Origin of the sequence: Microbacterium sp. NPDC056052 (genome assembly GCF_042266785.1) — a bacterium.
Lineage (GTDB): Bacteria > Actinomycetota > Actinomycetes > Actinomycetales > Microbacteriaceae > Microbacterium.
Genome location: NZ_JBHJWV010000005.1, coordinates 196345 through 217922, shown reverse-complemented (window position 1 = coordinate 217922; position 21578 = coordinate 196345). Strand labels below are relative to the sequence as shown.

Annotated in this window: 19 protein-coding genes; 11 read left to right on the top strand and 8 right to left on the bottom strand. The window is 70.6% G+C overall.

What is annotated here, in order from left to right:
- Positions 1–38 precede the first annotated feature (38 nt).
- Positions 39–914 carry a phosphoribosylaminoimidazolesuccinocarboxamide synthase gene (locus tag ACFC1J_RS11705; RefSeq protein WP_375905843.1) on the bottom strand — a complete coding sequence of 292 codons (876 nt, stop codon included), beginning with the start codon at positions 912–914 and terminating at the stop codon, positions 39–41.
- A 79-nt stretch (positions 915–993) separates the two neighbouring features.
- Here ACFC1J_RS11705 and ACFC1J_RS11700 point away from each other — a divergent pair, with 79 nt between their 5' ends.
- The 3 genes from ACFC1J_RS11700 (at position 994) to ACFC1J_RS11690 (ending at position 3768) form a co-directional block, all read left to right on the top strand.
- Positions 994–1587, top strand: a complete 594-nt coding sequence (locus ACFC1J_RS11700) for a GNAT family N-acetyltransferase (RefSeq protein WP_375905840.1) — start codon at positions 994–996, stop codon at positions 1585–1587.
- Positions 1588–1676: 89 nt separating this feature from the next.
- Positions 1677–2288: a PadR family transcriptional regulator gene (locus ACFC1J_RS11695; RefSeq protein ID WP_375905837.1), complete on the top strand. Its 612-nt coding sequence runs from the start codon at positions 1677–1679 to the stop codon at positions 2286–2288.
- Positions 2281–3768: a DHA2 family efflux MFS transporter permease subunit gene (locus ACFC1J_RS11690; protein ID WP_375905834.1), complete on the top strand. Its 1488-nt coding sequence runs from the start codon at positions 2281–2283 to the stop codon at positions 3766–3768. The genes ACFC1J_RS11695 and ACFC1J_RS11690 overlap by 8 nt, the downstream gene beginning before the upstream one ends.
- 193 nt (positions 3769–3961) lie before the next feature.
- Here ACFC1J_RS11690 and purD read toward each other — a convergent pair whose 3' ends face one another.
- Both purD and ACFC1J_RS11680 read right to left on the bottom strand, forming a co-directional pair.
- The gene (purD, locus tag ACFC1J_RS11685; protein WP_375905831.1) at positions 3962–5239 is read right to left on the bottom strand and encodes a phosphoribosylamine--glycine ligase; all 1278 of its coding nucleotides are present in this window, start codon (positions 5237–5239) and stop codon (positions 3962–3964) included.
- 57 nt (positions 5240–5296) lie between these two features.
- Positions 5297–5995: an NUDIX hydrolase gene (locus ACFC1J_RS11680; RefSeq protein WP_375905828.1), complete on the bottom strand. Its 699-nt coding sequence runs from the start codon at positions 5993–5995 to the stop codon at positions 5297–5299.
- Between the two features lie 38 nt (positions 5996–6033).
- Here ACFC1J_RS11680 and ACFC1J_RS11675 point away from each other — a divergent pair, with 38 nt between their 5' ends.
- Together ACFC1J_RS11675 and ACFC1J_RS11670 are read left to right on the top strand one after the other, a co-directional pair.
- Positions 6034–6402, top strand: a complete 369-nt coding sequence (locus tag ACFC1J_RS11675; RefSeq protein ID WP_375905825.1) for a sterol carrier family protein — start codon at positions 6034–6036, stop codon at positions 6400–6402.
- Positions 6403–6464: 62 nt separating this feature from the next.
- Positions 6465–6782: a potassium transporter Trk gene (locus tag ACFC1J_RS11670; RefSeq protein WP_375905822.1), complete on the top strand. Its 318-nt coding sequence runs from the start codon at positions 6465–6467 to the stop codon at positions 6780–6782.
- Between the two features lie 51 nt (positions 6783–6833).
- Here the strand turns inward: ACFC1J_RS11670 and ACFC1J_RS11665 are convergent, their stop codons facing one another.
- Entirely contained in the window at positions 6834–7433 is a 600-nt protein-coding gene (locus tag ACFC1J_RS11665; protein WP_375905819.1) for a zinc-binding alcohol dehydrogenase, read from the bottom strand.
- A 140-nt stretch (positions 7434–7573) separates the two neighbouring features.
- Here ACFC1J_RS11665 and purM point away from each other — a divergent pair, with 140 nt between their 5' ends.
- The 3 genes from purM (at position 7574) to ACFC1J_RS11650 (ending at position 11575) form a co-directional block, all read left to right on the top strand.
- Positions 7574–8689: a phosphoribosylformylglycinamidine cyclo-ligase gene (gene purM, locus ACFC1J_RS11660; protein WP_375905817.1), complete on the top strand. Its 1116-nt coding sequence runs from the start codon at positions 7574–7576 to the stop codon at positions 8687–8689.
- Positions 8690–8694: 5 nt separating this feature from the next.
- Positions 8695–10152, top strand: a complete 1458-nt coding sequence (gene purF, locus ACFC1J_RS11655; protein ID WP_375905814.1) for an amidophosphoribosyltransferase — start codon at positions 8695–8697, stop codon at positions 10150–10152.
- 70 nt (positions 10153–10222) lie between these two features.
- The gene (locus ACFC1J_RS11650) at positions 10223–11575 is read left to right on the top strand and encodes a CynX/NimT family MFS transporter (protein WP_375905811.1); all 1353 of its coding nucleotides are present in this window, start codon (positions 10223–10225) and stop codon (positions 11573–11575) included.
- Between the two features lie 36 nt (positions 11576–11611).
- Here the strand turns inward: ACFC1J_RS11650 and ACFC1J_RS11645 are convergent, their stop codons facing one another.
- The 4 genes from ACFC1J_RS11645 to ACFC1J_RS11630 form a co-directional block, all read right to left on the bottom strand.
- Positions 11612–12457: an EamA family transporter gene (locus ACFC1J_RS11645; RefSeq protein ID WP_375905808.1), complete on the bottom strand. Its 846-nt coding sequence runs from the start codon at positions 12455–12457 to the stop codon at positions 11612–11614.
- Positions 12454–13635 carry a metallophosphoesterase family protein gene (locus ACFC1J_RS11640; RefSeq protein WP_375905805.1) on the bottom strand — a complete coding sequence of 394 codons (1182 nt, stop codon included), beginning with the start codon at positions 13633–13635 and terminating at the stop codon, positions 12454–12456. Before ACFC1J_RS11640 ends, ACFC1J_RS11645 begins: the two co-directional genes overlap by 4 nt.
- Positions 13632–15872: a DUF5054 domain-containing protein gene (locus tag ACFC1J_RS11635; protein WP_375905802.1), complete on the bottom strand. Its 2241-nt coding sequence runs from the start codon at positions 15870–15872 to the stop codon at positions 13632–13634. The genes ACFC1J_RS11640 and ACFC1J_RS11635 overlap by 4 nt, the downstream gene beginning before the upstream one ends.
- A 121-nt stretch (positions 15873–15993) precedes the next feature.
- Positions 15994–17952 (bottom strand): glycoside hydrolase family 5 protein, encoded by a 1959-nt coding sequence (locus tag ACFC1J_RS11630; RefSeq protein WP_375905799.1) that lies wholly within the window; start codon positions 17950–17952, stop codon positions 15994–15996.
- Positions 17953–18147: 195 nt separating this feature from the next.
- On the opposite strand from ACFC1J_RS11630, the gene ACFC1J_RS11625 reads away from it, so the two are divergent.
- The 3 genes from ACFC1J_RS11625 to ACFC1J_RS11615 all read left to right on the top strand — a co-directional run bounded on the left by ACFC1J_RS11625 (position 18148) and on the right by ACFC1J_RS11615 (position 21414).
- On the top strand, positions 18148–19035 hold the full coding sequence (locus ACFC1J_RS11625; RefSeq protein ID WP_375906209.1) for a carbohydrate ABC transporter permease: 888 nt from the start codon (positions 18148–18150) through the stop codon (positions 19033–19035).
- Between the two features lie 32 nt (positions 19036–19067).
- Positions 19068–20009: a carbohydrate ABC transporter permease gene (locus ACFC1J_RS11620; RefSeq protein WP_375906206.1), complete on the top strand. Its 942-nt coding sequence runs from the start codon at positions 19068–19070 to the stop codon at positions 20007–20009.
- A gap of 82 nt (positions 20010–20091) precedes the next feature.
- Entirely contained in the window at positions 20092–21414 is a 1323-nt protein-coding gene (locus ACFC1J_RS11615; RefSeq protein WP_375905796.1) for an ABC transporter substrate-binding protein, read from the top strand.
- Positions 21415–21578: the final 164 nt, after the last annotated feature.

The following is a 21578-nucleotide window of genomic DNA, read 5'->3' as shown; positions in this document are numbered from 1 at the left end:
GGCCCCGCCGGCGCGGCCCGGTCCAGCCCGCCGCCCGGTCAGGCGGTCAGGCGGCCGAGCAGCTCCGCGTAGCGGGCGGCGGTCTGTGCGACCACCTCGTCGGGCAGCACGGGCGGGGTGCCCTGCTTGTCCCAGTGGGCGCTCAACCAGTCGCGCACGATCTGCTTGTCGAAGCTCGCCATGCGCTCGGAGGGGGTGGATCCGGTCCGCCACGACTCGGCGTCCCAGTACCGCGAGGAGTCGCTGGTGAGCACCTCGTCGGCGAGGCGGAGGACGCCGTCGGCATCGACGCCGAACTCGAACTTGGTGTCGGCGAGGATGAGTCCGCGCTCCTCCGCGATGGCGGCGGCACGACGGTAGATCGCGAGCGACAGGTCTCGCAGCTGGGCGGCGCGCTCGGCGCCGACGATCTCGGCGGTGCGCTCGAACGTGATGTTCTCGTCGTGCTCGCCCATCGGAGCCTTGTACGCGGGCGTGAACAGCGGCTCGGGCAGCCGGTCGCCGTTCTCCAGTCCAGCGGGCAGGGGGATCCCGCAGACGGTGCCGCTCTGCTGGTACTCGAGCCAGCCGGATCCGGTCAGGTAGCCGCGGACCACGCACTCGATCGGCAGCATCTCGAGCGACAGGGCGAGCATCGCGCGATCGGCGACCTCGGCGGGGACGTCGCCGTCCACGAGGTGGTGGGCGATCGGGTCCGCACCCTCCGCGAGCCGGTCGAACCACCAGCGGCTGAGGCCGGTGAGCAGGGCGCCCTTCTGCGGGATCGGCGGCTCGAGTGCGAAGTCGAACGCGCTGACCCGATCGCTCGCGACGACGAGCAGCCGCTTGTCCGCCGGATCCTCCGGCGCGTACAGATCGCGGACCTTGCCGGAGTAGAGGTGACGCCAGCCGGAGACTTCGAGGGGTGTGCTCACGCGTCCATTATCGCGGGCGTCCCGCCGCGCCGGACACGGAGGCGGCGGCGATGTCCGAGGTCGCGCTTAGTGTGCTCGGGTGAGCGCCGAGATCCCCTTCGAAATCCTGACCGACCGTCTCAGCCTGCGTCGCCCCGAGCCGGGCGACCTCGATGCCGTCTTCGCCGTCTACAGCGATCCCCGGGTATGGACGCACTTCCCGAGCCTGCGGCCCACCGAGCCGGAGCGCGTCGCCGCGATGCTCGAGCGCTGGGGGGCCAGCTGGCGGACCCACGGAGTCGGATCGTGGATCGTGCGGATGCGCGAGACCGGCGAGGTGATCGGCAACGGCGGCAGCACGATGCTCGGCGCCGACGCGCCCGACGCCGGCCCCGACGGGCCTGCCCGCGTGTGGAACCTCGGTTATCGCCTCTCCGCGGATCACCACGGCCACGGGTACGCGACGGAGGTGGCGCGCGCTGCGCTCGCAGCTGCAGCGCAGGTCGCCCCCGAGATCCCGGTCATCGCCTACCTCGTCGAGCACAACCGCGCTTCGGCCGCCGTGGCGGAGAAGGCCGGGCTCCGTCTCGTCCACCGCGCTCCGGATCTGGGCAACCCGGATCCGGCCGTCATGCGCCTGGTCTACGCGGATCGCGCGCTGACGTGCGCCCAGCTCACGGCGGCGCTGCGATGAGCCCGGAGAAGAAAGGCGCTGGCGCTCGGATCCGGTCGGGAGTATAGTCACCGATGGACTAGTCCAGATGGACTAGTCGGAATGGAGTGATGGTGAAGGATCCGGCGCTCACCCCTCTGGGGGTGATGGTGCTCGCACTGCTGAGCGAGGGCGACATGCACCCGTATGAGATGGCGCGGCTGCTGCGTGCCCGTCGCGACGACCGGATCATCCCGATCTCCAACGGAACGCTGTACCACACCGTCTCCCGCCTGCACGGGCAGGGACTGCTCGAGGAGGTCGGCGTCGATCGCGACGGCAACCGCCCTGAGCGCACGACGTACGCGGTCACGCCGGCGGGCGCGGACGCGGTGCGCGAATGGGTGCGCCGCGAGCTCGGCGGCAGCCGGCGGCAGACCCCGTTCCGCGTCGCCCTGGCCGAGGCGCACAACCTCGACCGGGACGAGACGGTCGATCTGCTCACGCAGCGGCTCGAGCTGCTCCGCGAGGAGCTGGCGACGATCGGCGCCTCGCTCGACGGCGCCGGGACCCGCGACGTGCCGGAGCAGTACCTCCTCGAGCCGATCCGGCACCGCCTGATGCTGCAGGCGGAGATCGACTGGCTCGGCGCCCTGATCCCCCGGATCTCGTCCCCCGACTTCTCGTGGGGGCCGGATCCGGACCACCTTCTTGCCAAGCGAAAGGCACACCAGAATGGCTGAAACCATCGGTACGTCGACCGGCGCCTACGCCGTCGGCCACAAGCCGAAGAGCCCCTGGCCCGCCCTCTGGGCGCTGGTCATCGGATTCTTCATGATCCTCGTGGACACCACGATCGTCTCGGTCGCGAACCCCGCGATCAAGGCGGCGCTCGACCCGTCCACGAACAATCTCGACAACGTCGTGTGGGTGACCAGCGCCTACCTGCTCGCCTACGCCGTCCCGCTGCTGATCACCGGACGCCTCGGCGACCGGTTCGGCCCGAAGAACATGTACCTGATCGGCCTGACGATCTTCACGCTGGCCTCGCTCGGCTGCGGCCTCTCCGGCTCGCTCGAGATGCTGATCGCGTTCCGGGCCGTGCAGGGTCTCGGCGCCGCGCTGATGACGCCGCAGACCATGGCGGTCATCACCCGCACCTTCCCCGCCGAGCGCCGCGGTGCGGCGATGGGCCTGTGGGGCGCGACCGCGGGTGTCGCCACGCTCGTCGGCCCCCTGGCCGGCGGTCTGCTGGTCGACGCGCTCGGCTGGGAGTGGATCTTCTTCATCAACCTTCCGGTCGGCGTGATCGGGTTCGTGCTCGCCTGGATCCTCGTCCCGCGCCTGCAGACGCACGAGCACCGGTTCGACATGGTCGGCGTCGTGCTCAGCGCTCTCGGCCTGTTCCTCATCGTGTTCGGGCTGCAGGAGGGCCAGCACTACGACTGGGCGGGGTGGATCTGGGCGATGATCGCGGCCGGCGTCGTGGTGATGGCGGTCTTCATCTGGCAGCAGGCGAAGACCCGCAGCGAGCCGCTGGTGCCGCTCGGCCTGTTCCGCGACCGCAACTTCTCGGTCGCGAACTTCGGGATCGCCACGGTGGGCTTCACGGTGACCTCGATGTCCCTGCCGATGATGTTCTTCTACCAGCTCGCCCGCGGCCTCACGCCGACGCAGGCGGCGCTGCTGCTGATCCCGATGGCGGTGCTGTCGGGTGTGCTCGCCCCGATCGCGGGCCGGATCCTCGACCGCGTGGATCCGCGCGTCCTGCTCGTGCCGGGGCTCGGCCTCACGACGGTCGCCCTGGTCTGGTACGGCCTGCTGATGACGCCGGACACCCCGATCTGGATGTTCCTGCTGCCCTCGGCGCTCATGGGCATCGGCCAGGCCGGCATGTGGGGGCCGCTGGCCACCACTGCCACGCGCAACCTCGCGCCGCGGCAGGCGGGCGCGGGCGCCGGCATCTACAACACCACCCGGACGATCGGGTCGGTGCTCGGCTCCGCCGCGATCGCCGCGCTCATGCAGGGCCGCCTGGAGGCGAACCTCCCGGGGGCCGCCAGCCAGGGCGGGGACTTCGGCGCGGGCAAGCTCCCCGAGGTCGTGGTGGCGGGGTTCTCCTCCGCCATGGCGCAGTCGATGATCCTGCCCGCCGCCGTCCTGCTCGTCGGCGTGATCGGGGTCCTGTTCATGCAGCGTCCGGCGCACCTCGTGAAGAGGTGACGCGGGACTCCTGCTGACGCGGCGCGCCTGCTGACGCGGGTGTCTCGTCGACACCCCCTCTGAGCGCCGACACCCCCTCGTATGGACGTCCATACGAGGGGGTGTCGATATTGCGAGGGGGCGTCGGCGTTCGCAGGTCACCGCGACCCGCCCGGCCGGCAAGCGTCCGCAGGATCCGGAACCGGCCCGGCTACTACTGCGCGACGCGCGCGGCGATGTCGGTGCGGTGGTGCGCGCCGTCGAGGCGGATCCGGCCGAGCGCCTCGTAGGCGCGGGCGCGGGCGTCGGCGAAGTCGGATCCGGTCGCGACCACGTTCAGCACGCGGCCGCCGGTCGCGATGAGGTTGCCGCCGGGAGCGTCGGGGCCCGCGGTCGCCGCGTGCACGACGCTGACGCCCTCGACGGCCGCGGCCTCGGAAAGGCCCTCGATCGGGCGGCCGGTCTGCGGCGCCTCGGGGTAGCCCTCGCTCGCGAGCACCACGGTGATCGCGACGTCGTCGCGGAACTCCGGCTGCGGCTGGTCCTCGAGCGTGCCGGTGGCCGCGGCGAGCAGCAGCTGCGACAGCGGGGTGCGCAGGCGCGGCAGCACCACCTGGGTCTCCGGGTCGCCGAAGCGCGCGTTGAACTCGATCACGCGCACGCCGTTCGGCGTGAGGATGAGGCCCGCGTAGAGCAGGCCGATGAACGGCGTGCCCTCGGCGTCGAGCTGCTTCACGACCGGGAGGGCGACGGTGCGGGTGACCTCCTCGACGAACGTCGCCTCGCTGCCGAACTGCTCGTCGAGCCACGGCAGGGGCGAGTAGGCGCCCATGCCGCCGGTGTTCGGTCCCTCGTCGCCGTCGAAGGCGCGCTTGAAGTCCTGCGCGGGGCTCAGCGCACGGACGGAGTCGCCGTCGCTGAGGAAGAAAAGGGAGACCTCCGGCCCGGTGAGGAACTCCTCGATGAGCACGGGGCCGTGCGGAAGGTAGTGCTCGGCGTGGGCGAGCGCGGCGGCGCGGTCGGGGGTGACGATGACGCCCTTGCCCGCGGCGAGTCCGTCGGCCTTGACCACGTACGGGGCGCCGAGGTCGTCGAACGCGGCCGCGACCTCGGCAGCGGTCGCCGCGCGCACGGCGCGGCCGGTCGGCACCGAGGCCGCCTCCATGATCCGCTTCGCGAACGCCTTGGATCCCTCCAGCTGCGCGGCGGCGTGGCCGGGTCCGAACACCGGGATCCCGTGCGCGCGCACCACGTCGGCGACGCCCGCGACGAGCGGCGCCTCCGGGCCGATGACGACGAGGTCGACGCCGTGCTCGTCGGCGAACGCGCGGACGGCCGCGCCGTCCATCGGATCCACCTCGACCAGCGTCGCGTCCTGCGCGATCCCGGCGTTGCCGGGGGCGCAGAGGATCTCGTGCCCCTTCCGCTCGGCGCGCAGGGCGAGGACGATCGCGTGCTCACGGGCACCGGAACCGAGGACGAGGATCTTCACCCCGTCAGCCTACCGAGCGGTCACCGGTCGATGACGGTCGGGAAGCCGTGCGGACCGTCACACCTCGAGGCGGATCGGCCGCTCGTCGGCGCGGTCCCACGGCAGGGTCCAGCCGGCAGCCTCGAAGACGCCGTCGAGCACCATCGCCGTGAAGCCCCACACGATCGTGCCGTCGACGTCGAAGGCGGGGCCGCGGAAGGTCTGCCCCATCCGGGTGAGCGTCGACGTGAACCGGGTCGCCGGATCCAGCAGCGTCGCGACGGGGACGCGGAACACCTGCACGGTCTCGGCGTGATCCACCGCGACCACCCGCGAGGGCTCGCGCCACCAGCCCAGCACCGGGGTGACGAGGTGGTTGCTGGCGGCGAGGGGGATCTCCGGAAGCGCGGCGAGGATCTCGACGCCGGCCGGATCCAGCCCGGTCTCCTCCTGCGCCTCGCGGAGGGCCGTCGCGGCGGGATCCGGATCCGCCTCCTCGCGACGCCCGCCCGGGAAGGAGACCTGCCCCGGATGCGAGGAGAGCGTCGCGGCACGGCGCTGCAGCAGCACGTCGAGATCGGCGGGGACCGTGACCGCAGCCGCGTCGGACGTCTCGTCGTCGAGGCGGCCGAACAGGATGAGCACGGATGCGGCGTGCGCGTCGTCGTCGACCCCGGGGAAGCGGCCGAGACCGAGCGCGCCCTTCGCCGCCGCGGCGAGCAGGTCGGCACGCGCCCCTGCGGTGTCCGTGGCGGGCGTCTCGGCGGAGGAAGTCATCGTGCCGAGCCTATGCCTGCCGTGCCTAGCATGGACCTATGGCGAGCAGGATCGACACGACGGCGGGGCGCGCGGCGCTCGATGCCGCCCGCACGGCGCTCGCCGCCGGCGGGAGGCCGGCCCGCTCCGACTACGCCACGGCCGTGCGCTATCTGCTGCAGCTGCTGGACGAGAAGGCGCCCGGCAACAGCGTCGAGGTGCGTGTGCCGCCGTTCGGCGCGGTGCAGGTGGTGCAGGGTCCGCGGCACACCCGCGGCACCCCGCCGAACGTCGTCGAGCTGGATGCGGCCACGTGGATCGCGGTGTCGACCGGATCCGAGACCTGGGCGTCCGCCCTCGATGCGGGCCGCATCCACGCCTCCGGCACCCGCGCCGATCTCACCGAGCTGCTGCCGCTGCGCCCCTGAGCCGCTCGGCAGGGTCGCGCTCGGGCGGATCTCCGCACAGGTGCGCGTGGGACAATGGAGGCATGAGCACGCCGCAGCCGGACCGCACGCCCGAGATCGTCGAGGCGCGCGTCCGTCGTGCGCCGCGCTGGGGCGTCTTCCTCGGCATCGGCGTGGGTGTGGGCGTGGTCCTCGCGTTCGTGCTGACCGTGTTCGGCAACTTCGACGCGTCGGAGGCCACGCAGGTCGCCTACCCGTTCGGCCAGGTGTTCGGCTTCCTGCTGCTGTGGACGGTTCCGGTCGGCATCGCCCTGCTCGGCGTCCTCGCGCTCCTCCTCGAACGTGCCGCCCGCCGCAGCGAGCGCGTGGTCCGCGTCGACCGCGAGACCGTCGCGGAGTAGCCCCGCGGGTCGCGGCCCGAGCCAGGGAGGGCTCCGGGGGACCGGACCTCGTCACGCCACTTCGGCGATGACGGGGCGGATCGCGCTGTCGAAGTCCACGGGGTCGTGCCGGAGGCTGTCGGTCACCGCGATGCTGAACGCCCCGATGCGCCAGATCCCGCGCTGTGCGAGCGGCAGCACGTGCACATTGAGCTCGAAGGAGTGCGCGCGGCGTCCGGTGTCGCGCTCGAACTCCGCGAGCGCGGCGGCGTAGGCGCGGTACGGGTCGCCCGTACCGGCGACAGAGCGCGAGTAGCGCTGCTGGGCCTCGTTCGCGTAGCGCACCACCTCCGAGGCGAGCGGCGCGATCGCCGCGCGCAACCGCTCCGCACCCACGGCCGGCAGCGCGACGATCGTGTCGAAGCCGTCGACGAGTTCGAGCGGGGATCTGGACGGGTGCGCCTCCGGCTCCACGGTCATGTCCCAGTACGCCCGCCACTGCCGCTCGAGCGCGTCGTCCACCCCGCCGTCGTCGAAGGCGCGCAGCGGGTGGTCCCTCAACGTGGGCAGTTCCACCGGGATCCGGATCCCGAGTCGCTGGCGCAGCGCGAGCGCGACGAGCACCGGGATCCCGGCCTCCTCGCGCACCAGCCACTGCGGCTTGTCGACCATGCGCCCATCGTACGGATTTCCGGGCCGTGCGGGGCCCGATTGCGGGTCACGATCGCGGATGCGGATCGCGGGCGCGGCTCCGCCCCCACGAGCCCCGGCCGGCGGGCGACCGCACGGCCGCCCGCCGGTAGGATTGTCGGGTGTCCTCCCGCACCTATGCTGAGGCCGGCGTCGATACGGCAGCCGGCGATCGAGCCGTCGAACTCATGAAGTCCGCCGTCCGTGCCACGCACGGACCAGAGGTCCTCGGCGGGGTCGGCGGATTCGCCGGTCTCTTCGACGCCTCCGCCCTGCTCGGCTATCGCCGGCCGCTGCTCGCCTCGAGCACCGACGGCGTCGGCACCAAGGTCGCGATCGCCCAGGCGATCGACAAGCACGACACGATCGGGCACGACCTGGTCGGCATGGTCGTGGACGACATCGTCGTGGTCGGCGCGAAGCCGCTGTTCATGACCGACTACATCGCCTGCGGCAAGGTGGTCCCCGAGCGCATCGCCGACATCGTGCGCGGCATCGCCGAGGCGTGTGAGCTCACCGGCACCGCCCTCGTCGGCGGCGAGACGGCCGAGCACCCGGGGCTCCTCGGCGTCGACGACTACGACGTCGCGGGTGCCGCGACCGGCATCGTGGAGGCGGACCGGATCCTCGGATCGGAGCGCGTGCAGGACGGCGACGTCGTCCTCGCCCTCGCCTCCAGCGGCCTGCACTCGAACGGCTACTCGCTCGTGCGGCACATCCTGGCGAAGGCCGGGATCGGCTACGGCGACCGTGCGGTCGACCTGGGCGCTACGTGGGGCGAGGCGCTGCTCGTCCCCACCCGCCTCTACACGACGCCGCTGCTCGGCATCGCCGAGCGCTTCGACGGCGCCGTGCACTCCCTCAGCCACGTCACCGGCGGCGGCATCGCGGCCAACCTCGCGCGCGTCCTGCCGCAGGGATCCTGGGCCGAGGTCGACCGTTCCACGTGGTCGCCCGCCCCGGTCTTCCGGGTGCTGAGCGACCTGGCCGGCTCGACGCTGGAGTCGAGCGAGGGCACCTGGAACCTCGGCATCGGCTTCCTCGCGGTCGTCGACGCCTCCGCCGCCACCGCGATCGCCGAGGCGCTCACGGCCGGCGGCATCGACACCTGGCAGGTCGGGACGGTGCGGCTCGACGCCGTGGCCGCGCGCCCGGCCGGCGACTTCGAACAGGGCGCCAAGGGCGTCGACGGCGGTGCGGTGCGCCTGGTCGGCGCCTACGCGGACGGAGCGAACTGACACCCATGTGCGGCATCGTCGGAATGGTCGGGCACAGCCCGGTCAACCAGGACATCTACGACGCGCTCCTTCTGCTGCAGCACCGCGGGCAGGACGCGACCGGCATCGCCACGGCTGAACCCAGCGGCGTCATGCACATGGCCAAGGCGGAGGGCATGGTGCGCGAGGCGTTCCGCACGCGTGACATGCGCTCGCTGCTCGGCGACGTCGGCCTCGGCCACGTCCGCTACGCCACGAAGGGCACCGCGTCGAGCGAGGAGGAGGCCCAGCCGTTCTACGTGAACGCGCCGTACGGCATCGTCCTCATCCACAACGGGAACCTCACCAACACGCGCGAGCTCACCGCCGACATGGCGCACCGCGACCGCCGCCACCTGAACTCGTCGAGCGACACCGAGCTGCTGCTCAACGTGCTCGCGCACGAGCTGCAGACCACGACGTCGACCGTCGACCTCGACTCCGAGCGCATCTTCGAGGCCGTCGCGCGCACGCATGAGCGGATCGAGGGCGCCTACGCCGTCATCGCGATCCTCGCCGGCTATGGACTGCTCGCGTTCCGGGATCCGTTCGGAATCCGGCCGCTGATCCTCGGCAAGCGCGTCAGGGACGGCAAGGAGGAGTGGGTCGTGGCGAGCGAGTCGCTCGTGCTCGAGAACGGCGACTACGAGGTCGTCCGCGAGGTCGAGCCCGGTGAGGCCGTCTTCATCACGAACGACGGCACGCTGTTCTCCAAGCAGTGCGCGAAGGCCCCGGTCCTCGCTCCCTGCGCGTTCGAGTACGTATACCTGGCCCGCCCGGACTCGGTCATGAACGGCATCTCGGTCTACGAGTCGCGCCTGCGCATGGGCGACCGTCTCGCCGACACGATCGCGAAGCACGTGCCGCTCGACGAGATCGACGTGGTCATGCCGATCCCGGACTCCTCGCGCCCCGCCGCGATGGAGGTCGCCCGCAAGCTCGGCATCGAGTACCGCGAGGGCTTCTACAAGAACCGCTACGTGGGCCGGACCTTCATCATGCCCGGCCAGGCGGTGCGCAAGAAGAGCGTGCGGCAGAAGCTGAACGCGATGTCGACCGAGTTCAAGGGCAAGAACGTGCTGCTCATCGACGACTCGATCGTGCGCGGCACCACCTCGAAGCAGATCATCCAGATGGCGCGCGACGCCGGCGCGACCTCGGTGATCTTCGCCTCCGCGGCTCCGCCCATCCGTCACCCGCACGTGTACGGCATCAACATGCCCTCCAAGCACGAGCTCATCGCGCACGGCCGGACGATCCCCGAGATCGCCGAGGTGCTGGGCGCCGACCGTCTCGTGTACCAGGAGGTCGAGGACCTCAAGGCGGCGATCATCGAGGGGTCCGAGCTCAGTGATCTCGACATGAGCCCCTTCGACGGCCGGTACGTCACCGGAACCGTCACGGAGGAGTATCTGGGCTGGCTCGAGGGGTCGCAGACCTCGTGACGGCGGGCGGAACGGATCGGTTCCTGCCCTTCGAGCGGCTGCCGAGGCTCTCGACCCGCAGGGGCGGGGCATGAACGTCCGGCCGCTCTGGCGCGGGCGGGTCCTGGCGGTGTTCGGCATCGTGCTGGTCGCCTTCTCGCTGCGCTCCGCCGTGGCATCCCTGTCGCCCGTCGTCGACCACGTCGCGCGCGACTTCCCGATGCCGGCGGCCGTCGTGGGCCTGATCGGCACGGCGCCGCCCGTGTGCTTCGCGCTGTTCGGGCTGCTCACTCCGCTCATGGAACGCCGGTTCGGCCTTGAGCGGGTCGCCGTCATCGCTCTGGGCGCCGTCACCGTCGGGCTCGTCGGGCGCGGGTTCGCGGTCGATGCCTCCACGCTGCTCATCGCCACGGCGCTCGTGTTCGCGGGCGTCGGCATGGCGAACATCCTCATGCCGCCGATGGTGAAGAAGTACTTCCCCGATCGCCTCGGCCTCATGATGACGCTGTACACCACGGTGATGGCGTTCTCGACGTTCCTGCCTCCGCTCATCGCGGTGCCTGCCGCGGACGCCGCGGGCTGGCGGGTCTCGCTGGCGATGTGGGCGGTGTTCGCGCTCGCCGGCACGATCCCGTGGATCGTGATGCTGCTGCGCGCGCGGTCCGAGGGCGCCGCTGCCGTGCCACCGGCCGCCCCCGCGGGCGGTGAAGGACAACGGGATCCCGACGAGCCGGAGGACCGTGCGGAGGCCGGCGCCGACCGGCTGTCGTTCGAGGACGCCACCGCGCTGTCCACGGGGCCGATCGTGACCGCTCCCTCCAGTTCCCGTGTGTTCTCGCGTCTGGCGCGCGTTCCCCTGGCCTGGGTGCTCGCGGGCATCTTCGGCACCTCGGCGAGCATGGCGTACACGGCGTTCGCGTGGCTGCCGACGATGCTCGTCGAGCACGCCGGGACCACGCCGCAGCAGGCGGGCTTCCTGCTCTCGCTGTTCGCGTTCACCGGCCTTCCCGCGTCCCTCATCGTGCCCGTGCTGATCGTGCGCTTCCGGGCGACCACCGCGCTGTACGTGATCGGCGCCGTGGGCGCGGGGACGGGACTGCTCGGCCTGCTGCTCCTGCCGTCGCCGTCGCTCGTCTGGGTGTGGGTGCTGCTGTACGGTCTGGCCGGACTGCTCTTCCCGCTCGCACTCGTGCTGATCAGCATCCGTGCGCGGGAGCCGGAGACCGCGGTCGCCCTGAGCGGCTTCGTGCAGAGCTGCGGATACGTGCTCGCCGCGATCTTCCCGTTCCTGCTCGGCATCCTGCACACGGCGACCGGCGGCTGGCAGGTGCCGCTGATCGTGCTCACCGCGCTCCTCGCGGCGTCGATCCCCGCCGGTGTCTACGCCGGGCGCCCTGTCACGGTCGAGGCCGCGTGGGAGCGCCGCCACGGCCGGCGCTGGTGACCTGACCGCCTCACGCCATGCGGCCCCGTGCGGCCGTCATGCCCCGAGGCGCACCAGTGCGACCCCGCCGACCGCGACGACGCTGGCGATGACGCGCCAGGGCCGCAGCGGCTCACGGAAGAACAGCCAGCCGATCACCCCGGCGGCGACCACACTCGTCTCACGCAGCGCGGAGACGAGTGCGAGGGGTGCGAGCGACTGCGCCCACACCACGATCGTGTACGCGATGAGTGAGATGGCGCCGCCCGCGACGCCCCGGGCTGCGAGCGGGCGCAGATCGCGGACGAACCCGCGGCGGTCTCGGGAGAGCACCAGGCAGAGCGCCGGGATCATGAGGCCCTGCAGGAGGAAGAGCCAGGCCGCGTACGAGAGCGGGTGCCCCGCGACCCGCACGCCCGCGCCGTCGATCACGCTGTAGGTCGTGACGGTGGCGCCGACCGCGAGGATGAGCCTGGTGGAGCCGAACTCGGGCCGTGCACCCCGCGAGACGGACAGTGCGAACAGCGAGAGGGCGACGATGCTCACCCCGGCCAGCTGCAGCGGCGACAAGTGCTCGCCGAAGAGCAGTGCAGCGGCCGCGGTGACGCCCAGCACCGAGACCCCGCGGGTCAGCGGGTAGGCGCGGCTGAACTCCGTGCGCGCATAGGCCGCGGTGAGCAGCAGCAGGTATGCGGTCTGCGCGGTCGCCGAGGCGACGAGGAACGGCCACGACGCGGCATCGGGCAACGGCAGCACCACTGCGCCGATCCCGCCGGCGACGAGATACACGAGCCCCATGAGCGCGGACGACGCGAGCGGCGACGGAATCGACTTGGCGATCGCGTTCCAGGTGCCGTGCAGCAGTGCGGATCCGAAGACAGCCAGGGCGACGAGAACGCTCACGCGGCGGTCTGCGGATCCGGCGCAACGCCCCCGCCCTCGGCGTGCGGGAGCAGTGTCTCCTCGATCCGCATCGCTCCGTCGAGGGTGCGCATCTGAAGGCGCAGCGATCCGGGATCCGCCTGGATGTCGATCCAGGTCGCCGCCTCGGCCGAGGACGCGTCGAGATCGGGCCCGCCCGCGACGATCTGGGCATACGGGAACTGCGCGTCGCCGGGGATCAGTGCCGGTTCGTGTGTGTGCCCGGAGACGATGAGCTGCGCGCCCCAGGCGACGAGTGCGTCATGCCAGGCGTCGCGGCTGAACCGGCTGAACCAGTCGTAGCCCTCGTCGTCGTAGTCGGCCGGAGTCTCGTCGGTCCAGCGCAGCGGGATGTGACAGAACACGAGGCGGTAGGGCGCGTCGCGGATCTCCGGGCGGGCGGTGGCCTCCGCCAGCCAGGCGGCCTGCTCGGCGCGCAGCGGCTCGAACGCGACACGGCCGCGGAAGGTCGGATGCGCGTCCGGCTTGTCCTCGCCGGTGTGCAGGAACAGGCACGCCACCGGTCCGATCCGGGCTGCCGAGAACGGGCGGCCCTCTCTCGTCGCGACGTACTCCTGCAACCGGAAGGCCCAGTCCCCGCGCACATCGTGGTTCCCGATGATCAGCTCGAGCGGGCGATCCGCGCTGATGTCGCGCCGTGCGGGGGCGAGCACCGTGTCGGCGAACTGATCGGGAGTGGTCCAGTCGTTGCAGACGTCGCCGTTCCAGACGAGCAGATCGACCGCCGGGGTCTGCGTGTCGAGGGCGAGGAGCGTGTCGTCGTGCTGGTGGGTGTCGTTCCACACCGCGATCCGCGCGTGGTCTGCTGCGGGGGACAGCAGGCGCACGCTCTTCCACGCGCTCACCTGTCGCACGGCGGGATCGGAGACCGCCTCCGTCACGGCGCGCACCTGCACGACGGCGCCGGGAGGGAGACCGTCGACGCGCACGCGCAGCACGTGATCACTCTGCGGCGTCATGCCGAACTCGTCCATCCGCGCCTCGCCGCGGGCGTCGTCGCTGCGCCACTCCAGCCGCCCGCGGCTGAGCCGACGAACCGCCCACACCGCCTCGAAGCCGTCCGGGCGCACCGCCATGATCGCCAGCGGACTCGTCACGAGTGCCGCATCCGTGGCGGAGGCGCGGGGGACGTCGTTCATCGGTTCTCCTCTGCGAAGGCGGGCGCGCCGTCGAGATCCAGCTCGAACCGGTAGCGCAGATCGTCATCGAACCACATGCGGAAGTTCGTGCCCCACACGTTGTTGTGCAGGTTCACGGCGAACCCGTCGGCCGGATCCGGGATCTCGTCGTCGAAGTGCAGCAGCGCAGGGGCGCCGACCGCGACGAGCGGGGCGTCGACCGTGCGCAGACTCACGGGCGCGGATCCGTCGCGCTCGACGGCCGTCACCGCATGCAGCGTGCGGTTGCCGCGGCTCACCACGTGCCGCGGATCCACCGGTGCGCCGAGCTTGCGCAGTATCCAGGCGCCGTCGGCGACGCCCTCGGCCGGCGCCGGACGGAAGCCGAACCAGCTCGCCTCGGGCAGCCGCGACGCCTCGCGCCCGCAGACGTCGAGAACGATCCGGATCGGCCCGTCGCCGTGCGGGAACCGGTAGTCGACGCGGATCCGCTGCGGCGCGCCGGTCTCGGCGACGAGCTCCTCGGGGAGGGCCAGCTCGAGGCGCGCCGTGTCGTCGCCCTCCGGAGAGGTGCCGACCGTGAGGTCGCGGAGCTCGGGCGCTGTCACGCGCGCAGGCAGGGTCTCCGCGATGGCGAGCCCGGGGCTCGCCTGGTCGGGGACCGCCCAGACGCCGTTGTGCGCGAGATCGCGGCAGTACTGCCGCAGCCAGCGCTCCTCGTCGCGCTCGTCGAAGGTCTGATGCCGGAATGCGCCGAGCGTGTGCTCCGGATCCGCCCACACAGTCCCGTGCTCGTCGCGCAGTCCGGTGATCGCTCCATCCGTCCCGAACGTCACCCGGAACCGGCCCCGTGCGATCTCCTCGCCGGCACGCACCCGGGAGTTCGGGGTCGCGGAGCCACCGTGTCCCACTTCTTGCTCTTCCTGGGCCGGTTCTCCAGCCGGAATCGGGACATGGTGGGGCGGAAAGTGGGACACAGCGGGGGCGGGGCCGGCAGCGGGGGCGGGGGCGGTGGCGGAACCGTCCGCCGGCGGACGCAGCTCGGCCAGTGCCGCACGCGCCTCGGCGGCGCGCTCCGGTGCGAGCGCGGCGAGAGCGACGTCCAGGTGCGCGCGCTGTTCGGCCCAGGACGCCTCGAACCCGGAATAGGTGAGCCCCTGCGCCGACGGATGCTCCGCCCATGCCCAGTCGTATGCGCGCGTTTCGGCGGGGTTCGACGACGGATCCACGACGTCGCGGGCGCGTGCGGCACGGAAGTCGGCCTTGGCGTAGTTCACATAGTCGGGGAGGTACGTCTTCAGATCCTCACCCCAGGTGTGCTCGACGATGCGCAGCAGGGCGACGCCGAGATCGTGATGCTCCGCGGACGACGGCTCGAGCGCGCCGTCGCGCAGCCACGTGGCCCGGAGGCGCTGAAGCACGCCAAGCCCTGCGGTGAGCAGGGGATCGGCACCGGCGCCGTGGATCCACGTGTCGCCGATCTCCGCCGTCACGACGGGCAGGGTGTCGCGGCGTGCGAGCAGGGCTCGGGCGAAGTCGTCCAGGCTCGACGCCACGATCCGCGCGCCGGGTTGCGCGGCCGCCAGCGCGGCGAACAGCTCCTCGACCTCGGCGGTCGTGGGCGGGCCGTTGTTGTCCCCGGTGTGCGCGAGGTGCAGCGCGTCGGAGCCACCCGGCACCACGGCGAGGTCGAGCCCCTCGGAGCCGTACGAACGGGCGTAGTTCACGACGACCTCGGCGCCGTCGGGCGCGCGCCACACGAAGAACTCCGGCACGTCGGGCACTGCAGAGGCGCCGTTCACGCCCAGGTGCAGGTACTCGATCCCCGCCGCAGCGAGCACGGGCACGAGACCGATGGTGTGCCCGGGCACGTCGGTCATCTTCGCGGCGATCGTGCGCCGGCCGTACCGCTCGTCCAGACCCTGCGCGATCGACGCGGCGAACGCGGCGAGCGACGGATCCATGAGCTCGGTGTGCGTCGTGAGCGGCAGCGCGTGCCAGCGGATCCGACCTTCGCGCAGGGCGGCGTCCAGTCGGTCCTGCTGGGCGGGTGTGCCGGTGCGCAGCACGTGATCGATCAGCCAGGATCCCGTCGTCCAGACGAACTGTGCGGGCCCGCCGCGGCGCTCCAGCTCTTCGGAGAGCTCGATCGCGCGCGGCAGGTAGCTCTCGGTGTAGCCGGCGATCACATCGCGCGCGAGCGCGGTGAAGCCGATGTCGAGGTGGGTCTTGAAGACGACGTGGATCGTGTCGATCACGGCGGATCCTTCCAGGGGTGGGAATGCGGCAGGTTGTCACGGGTGAGGGGCGCAGTCGCGCCGGATCGGGTCGTGCGCCTGTCCCGGAGAGCGACGGTACGCCGTCCGGGACAGGCGCGGGTCAGTGCAGGGGCTTGCAGAGCAGGGCGCTCGGCACACCGCCCTGAAGCCGCTGATAGGTGTAGGCGATGCCGGCGATGTACTCGTCGTCCGCGCACTGCCCCTTGAAGCGTCCGGGCGCCCAGTCGCTCGCGGTCGAGCCCCCGCCCGCGGGCCGGTCGTCGGCACGGTCGAACCAGAGGGTGCGGCCGTTGCTCGACGGCAGTGCGGTCGCGCTCGGCGCGCAGAGCAGCTTGGACGTGGCCCAGCGGTTGATCGTGCCGATCGTCAGGCTGAAGCCCACGGCGATCTCGCCGTTCGCGCACTGCAGTTTGCTGTATCCGCCGGCCCAGTCGAACTGCACGTTCGCCTCGGTGCCGACGACGTGGCGCACCGTCGTGACGGGCGGCTGTCCCGCATCGGTGCAGAGGGCGCGGTTACTGCTGCGGGACACGCCCTGCAGCCGCTCGGTGTCGGGACACACGCCCTTCCACTGGCCCGGATCCCAGTCGGGACGATCCTGCATGAGCGCCGACGCGTTCGTATCGGGCAGGTAGCTGTCGCTGCCCAGCATGTTCCAGCGCGTCGGGGTGGCGACGTGTCCTGTCGTGCCGACGGAGGTGACGAGCTTCTGCCAGCCTGCGTACCGCCAGTCGTCGGCGATGCTGATCCTGCTGCCGTCGGGGCGATAGCCGAGCAGAGCGTAGGTGTCGGCGAAGGTGCCGGCGGCGTCGGCCTGCGTGACCAGCGGCCATGCGGCGAAGTCGGTGTCGTTCGCGGCGAGGAGGTCGGTGAAGTTGTTCCACCAGTCGATGTTCTTCTGGTCCGTCTCCCCGGCGCCGCGGATTCCGAACTCGCTCAACCACACCGGAGCGGTGTAGTGCTGGCCGGCGGTGGTGACGAACAGCGCCTCCTGCGTCACGGCGTCCGCGAGCTGTGCCGCGGTCATGTCCCGATAGCGCAGGTCGTGCGTCTCGCCGAGACCCGTGGCGCCGGTGTGCTGCGGACCGGTGTACGCGTACACGTGTGCGGAGTAGACGAGCTTGTCCGGATGCAGGATCGTGTTCGACGTGTTCGCGACCGGTTTGAGCATCGGCCGGTCATGGAAGAAGCCGTCGATCGGCACCCCCTGCCAGTTGATGCCCTCCATCACGATGAGGACGTCCGGGTTCACCTTCTGGATCGCGATGGCGGCCTGCTGGTACGCCTTGTACAGGTCGTTGCCGTCGCCCATCCCCCAGTTCGCGTCGTCCGTCACGTCTCGGCGCACCTCGTTGCGCAGATCCATGCCCACGACGCGCGGATTGGTGCGATAGCGATCGGCGAGCATCACCCAGTCCGAGATCCATTTCTCGGTGGTCTGGCTGCTGTACCACTTGGTGTTCGCGTCCACGCCGCAGCACCAGAGCGACGTCGTGGTGTGGTTGTTCAGAATGACGGCGAATCCGTCGGCGGTGAGCGCGTCGATCACGGCGTCGAAGACCTGCAATGGCGTCTTGCCGCGCAGCTGCGGGTTCGCCGCGACCGCCGCGTCCGGCACGGCCGTCGTCATCCCGAGCATCTCGTTCGAGAAGGGCAGGCGGATGCTGTTGATCCCGATCGAGTGGAAGTCGCTCATCAGCGTCGGCAGCGCCACGCGGTCGAGCCCCATCGGGATGTCGTAGCTGTCACCGCTGTTGTGCGTGGCCGGGTCGGCCTTGGATCCGCTGCCGCTCCAATGCCCCTGGGCACCGTCCCAGTTCGCGGAGAGGAGTTTGAACCGGTCGCCGTCGGCGTCCACCACATAGCGTCCTCGCGTGCTCAGCGGCGCCGTCCAGCTCGCGGCGAGCTCGACACCGGTGAGCTGCGGGATCTGGGCCGGCGCGGGGCCGGTGGCCGGTCGCGTCGAGGTCGTGGCGGCCTGAGCCGGCATGGCGAGTGCGAGCGTCAGGATCGCGCCGCTCAGCGCGATCGCCCCCCGCGCCCATCGTCGTCGTTGCATGGATTCAACTCCTTTGTCTTCTGTCCATCGGGCACATCGCCTCCGTCGGCGCTCGCACATCGTCCTTATGGTGGATCTTCGACGGATTGGCAACGTAAACATCACGTTTGCGAGCTGTGAGTTGTTTACGTAACCATAGTGTGCCTATAGTGCTCCTGGTAACGCAACCAATCACGAGGAAGTGACTTGATGTCAATGGCGATGACGGGGCTCCGACGCTCCCGGCGGTCCTGGGCCGGATGGTGGTTCGTCGGTCCCTTCATGCTCGTGTTCACGCTGGTGCTCATCGCGCCGCTGCTGTACGCGATCTATCTCAGCCTGTTCCGCGACTCCCTGGTCGGCGGCACCCATTTCGTCGGCTTCGAGAACTACGCCACGGCGATCGTGGATCCGAAGTTCTGGGACGCCACCGGCCGTGTCGTGCTGTTCCTCGTGGTGCAGGTGCCGATCATGCTGATCCTCGCGCTCGTCGCCGCCCTGGCGCTGGACAGCGCACGACTGCGTTTCGTGCCGTTCTACCGGCTCAGCATCTTCCTCCCCTACGCAGTGCCCGGTGTCGTGGCTGTGATGATCTGGGGCTACATGTACGGCGACCAGTTCGGTCTGGTCGCCGATCTGAACCGCTGGCTCGGCGACGTGGTGCCCTCTCCGCTGTCAGCGACCTTCGTCCTCCCCGCGATCGGGAACATCGTCACCTGGGAGTTCGTCGGCTACAACATGCTGATCTTCTTCTCCGCGCTGCAGGCGGTGCCGCAGGAGCAGTACGAGGCGGCCGAGATCGACGGCGCCGGCGCGCTGCGGACGGTGTTCAGCATCAAGCTGCCGGCCATCCGTGGTGCGATCGTCGTCGCCACCATCTTCTCGATCATCGGCAGCTTCCAGCTGTTCAACGAGCCCGCCGTGCTGCAGAAGATCGCGCCGAACTCGATCTCCAGCTACTTCACGCCGAACATGTACGCGTTCAATCTGTCGTTCGCCGGATCCCAGTTCAACTACGCCGCGGCGATCGCGATCATCTCCGGCGTGATCACGATGATCATCGCCTTCGTCGCGCAGTCCATGGGCTCGAAGGAGCAGAAGTGATGAGCGTCATGACCTCGAACACCGCGGAGCCGATGGGCACCGAGGCCATCGTCACCGGACGCCGTCCGAGCCGGCTCGCGAGCGGCAGGATCGCGCAGCGGCCGGCCCGGCGCACGCGCCGTACCTCGCCACGCCGCAGCCGCACCTCGATCACCCTGATGATCGTCATGTCCCTCATGCTGCTGTACAGCCTGGGTCCGTTGCTCTGGCTGGTGGTCAACGCGACCAAGTCGAAGGCGGATCTCTACACGACCCCCGGGCTGTGGTTCGGGCCGACCTTCTCCCTGTTCACGAACATCGCGGACACCTTCGCCTATGACGACGGCGTCTTCCTGCGCTGGTTCCTGAACACGGTGCTCTACGTCGTGGTCGGCGCCGGCGGGGCCACCCTGCTCGCCACCCTCGCCGGCTACGGGCTGGCGAAATACCGCTTCCCCGGCCGCAAGGCCGTGTTCTCGATCATCCTCGGCGCGCTCGCCATCCCCGGATCCGTGCTCGCGGTGCCGCAGTTCCTGCTGTTCAGCAAGCTGGGCCTCACGAACACCCCCGCGGCGGTGATCATCCCGTCGCTGGTGAGCGCGTTCGGCTTGTATCTCGTCTGGGTGTACGCCGCGGAGGCGATCCCCGACGAACTCATCGAAGCCGCCCGTCTGGACGGCGCGGGCGAGTTGCGGATCTTCTTCTCGATCTCGCTGCGCCAGCTCGCTCCGGCGTTCATCACCGTGCTGATGTTCGCGGTCGTCGCCACGTGGAACAACTACTTCCTGCCGTTGATCATGCTCTCCAGTCCCGAGTGGTACCCGCTCACCGTGGGGCTCAGCCAGTGGGCGTCCGCGTCCGCCTCGATCGGAACGGCGCCGATCCCGCAGCTGGTCATCACCGGGTCGCTGCTCACGGTCCTGCCCATCTCCGCCGCGTTCCTGTACCTCCAGCGGTACTGGCAGTCCGGCCTCGCCGCCGGAAGCGTCAAGTAGCCGCGCACCGATCTGTTCCCTCCGCATCACGAATCCCATCGCACGAAAGATCCCTGCATCACCTCCCGAAAGGAAACCCGCAGTGAAGAAGAACATCTGGATGCGCGCCGCCGTCGTCGTCGGCGCCGCCTCGCTCATGATGGGCGCCCTCGCGGGCTGCCAGGGCGGCAGCGACGCCGCCGGCGGCGGTTCGAAGGCCGACATCGAGGCCGCGCTCAAGAAGGGGGGCGAGCTCACCTGGTGGACGTGGGGCACCACGACGCAGGACTGGGCAGACGCCTTCACCAAGGAGCACCCGAACGTCAAGATCAACGTCGTCAAGCTCGACAACCCGGATGCCACCGTCACCAAGCTGCAGAACGCCGTCAAGGCCGGATCCGGCGCGCCCGACATCGTGCCGGTCGAGTACCAGACCATGCCGCAGCTGACCATGGCCGGCGCGCTGGCCGACATGACCTCCTACGGCTTCGACGGCTACAAGGACAAGTTCACGGCCTCGACGTGGAACGCGGTCAACATCGACAAGAAGCTCGTCGGGCTCCCGCTGGACTCTGGTCCCATGGTCATGCTCTACAACACCAAGCTCTACGCGGCCGCAGGCATCACCGAGGCGCCGAAGACCTGGGACGAGTTCGTCGCCGACAGTGCGAAGATCCACGCCGCGGATCCCGACACCTACATCGCCACGGGTGGCGATGCCGGCTTCTTCACCAGCATGATCTGGGCGTCGGGCGGGCACCCGTTCAAGACCGAGGGGGAGAAGGTCACGATCGACCTTCAGGACGCCGGCACCAAGAAGTTCGCCGACATGTGGGGCGGCATGCTGCAGAAGGGTGAGCTCTCGCCGCTCGCCACCTGGTCTGATGAGTGGACGAAGGCGCTCGCGCAGGACAAGCTCGCCACGCTGATGATGGGCTCCTGGATGATCAACATGGGAGAGGACTACGGCGTCGACAAGTGGACGGCGGCGCCGATGCCCACCTGGGACGGCACCCCCGGATCCGCCGAGAACGGCGGCAGCGGCATCTCTGTCACCGAGCAGAGCAAGAACAAGGCCCTCGCCGCTGCGGTGCTCCAGTTCCTCGCCGACGGCAAGGGGCGCGATCTCGTCAACCAAGGCGGGTTCCCGTCGACCGTCGCAGACTTCAAGAACCCGGAGTGGGCCGACCGCACCTTCCCCGCCTACGTCGACGGCCAAAAGGCCAACCTGGTCGGCGTCGAGTCCTCGAAGTCCGTCATCCCCGGCTGGCAGTACCTGCCCTACCAGGGCTACGCGAACAACGTCTTCGGCGACTCGGTCGGCAAGGCGATCGGGGCCAAGGGCGACCTGAACGCCGCTCTGCAGGAGTGGCAGAAGACGCTCGTCGACTACGGCAACCAGCAGGGCTTCCAGGTCAACAAGTAGACCGACACCGATCGGTCGTTGAGCGAGCACCGGCGAAGCCGGCGCGAGGCGAAGCGCGGCGCTCGGGAAAGCGCCGCGCGTCGCCGCGGGCGCGCTGGGCGCGGCCGCGCGCAACGACCGCTACGCCGTCCGCCCCGCAACGACAGGGCCCGCGCAACCCACCC

Coding starts and splice junctions, on each gene's coding strand:
- ACFC1J_RS11690 (WP_375905834.1), top strand. CDS start 2,281: ATGGCTGAAACCATCGGTACGTCGACCGGCGCCTACGCCGTCGGCCAC.
- ACFC1J_RS11695 (WP_375905837.1), top strand. CDS start 1,677: ATGGTGAAGGATCCGGCGCTCACCCCTCTGGGGGTGATGGTGCTCGCA.
- ACFC1J_RS11665 (WP_375905819.1), bottom strand. CDS start 7,433: ATGGTCGACAAGCCGCAGTGGCTGGTGCGCGAGGAGGCCGGGATCCCG.
- ACFC1J_RS11670 (WP_375905822.1), top strand. CDS start 6,465: ATGAGCACGCCGCAGCCGGACCGCACGCCCGAGATCGTCGAGGCGCGC.
- ACFC1J_RS11620 (WP_375906206.1), top strand. CDS start 19,068: ATGGGCACCGAGGCCATCGTCACCGGACGCCGTCCGAGCCGGCTCGCG.
- ACFC1J_RS11625 (WP_375906209.1), top strand. CDS start 18,148: ATGGCGATGACGGGGCTCCGACGCTCCCGGCGGTCCTGGGCCGGATGG.
- ACFC1J_RS11675 (WP_375905825.1), top strand. CDS start 6,034: ATGGCGAGCAGGATCGACACGACGGCGGGGCGCGCGGCGCTCGATGCC.
- purF (WP_375905814.1), top strand. CDS start 8,695: ATGTGCGGCATCGTCGGAATGGTCGGGCACAGCCCGGTCAACCAGGAC.
- ACFC1J_RS11630 (WP_375905799.1), bottom strand. CDS start 17,952: ATGCAACGACGACGATGGGCGCGGGGGGCGATCGCGCTGAGCGGCGCG.
- ACFC1J_RS11680 (WP_375905828.1), bottom strand. CDS start 5,995: ATGACTTCCTCCGCCGAGACGCCCGCCACGGACACCGCAGGGGCGCGT.
- ACFC1J_RS11650 (WP_375905811.1), top strand. CDS start 10,223: ATGAACGTCCGGCCGCTCTGGCGCGGGCGGGTCCTGGCGGTGTTCGGC.
- ACFC1J_RS11640 (WP_375905805.1), bottom strand. CDS start 13,635: ATGAACGACGTCCCCCGCGCCTCCGCCACGGATGCGGCACTCGTGACG.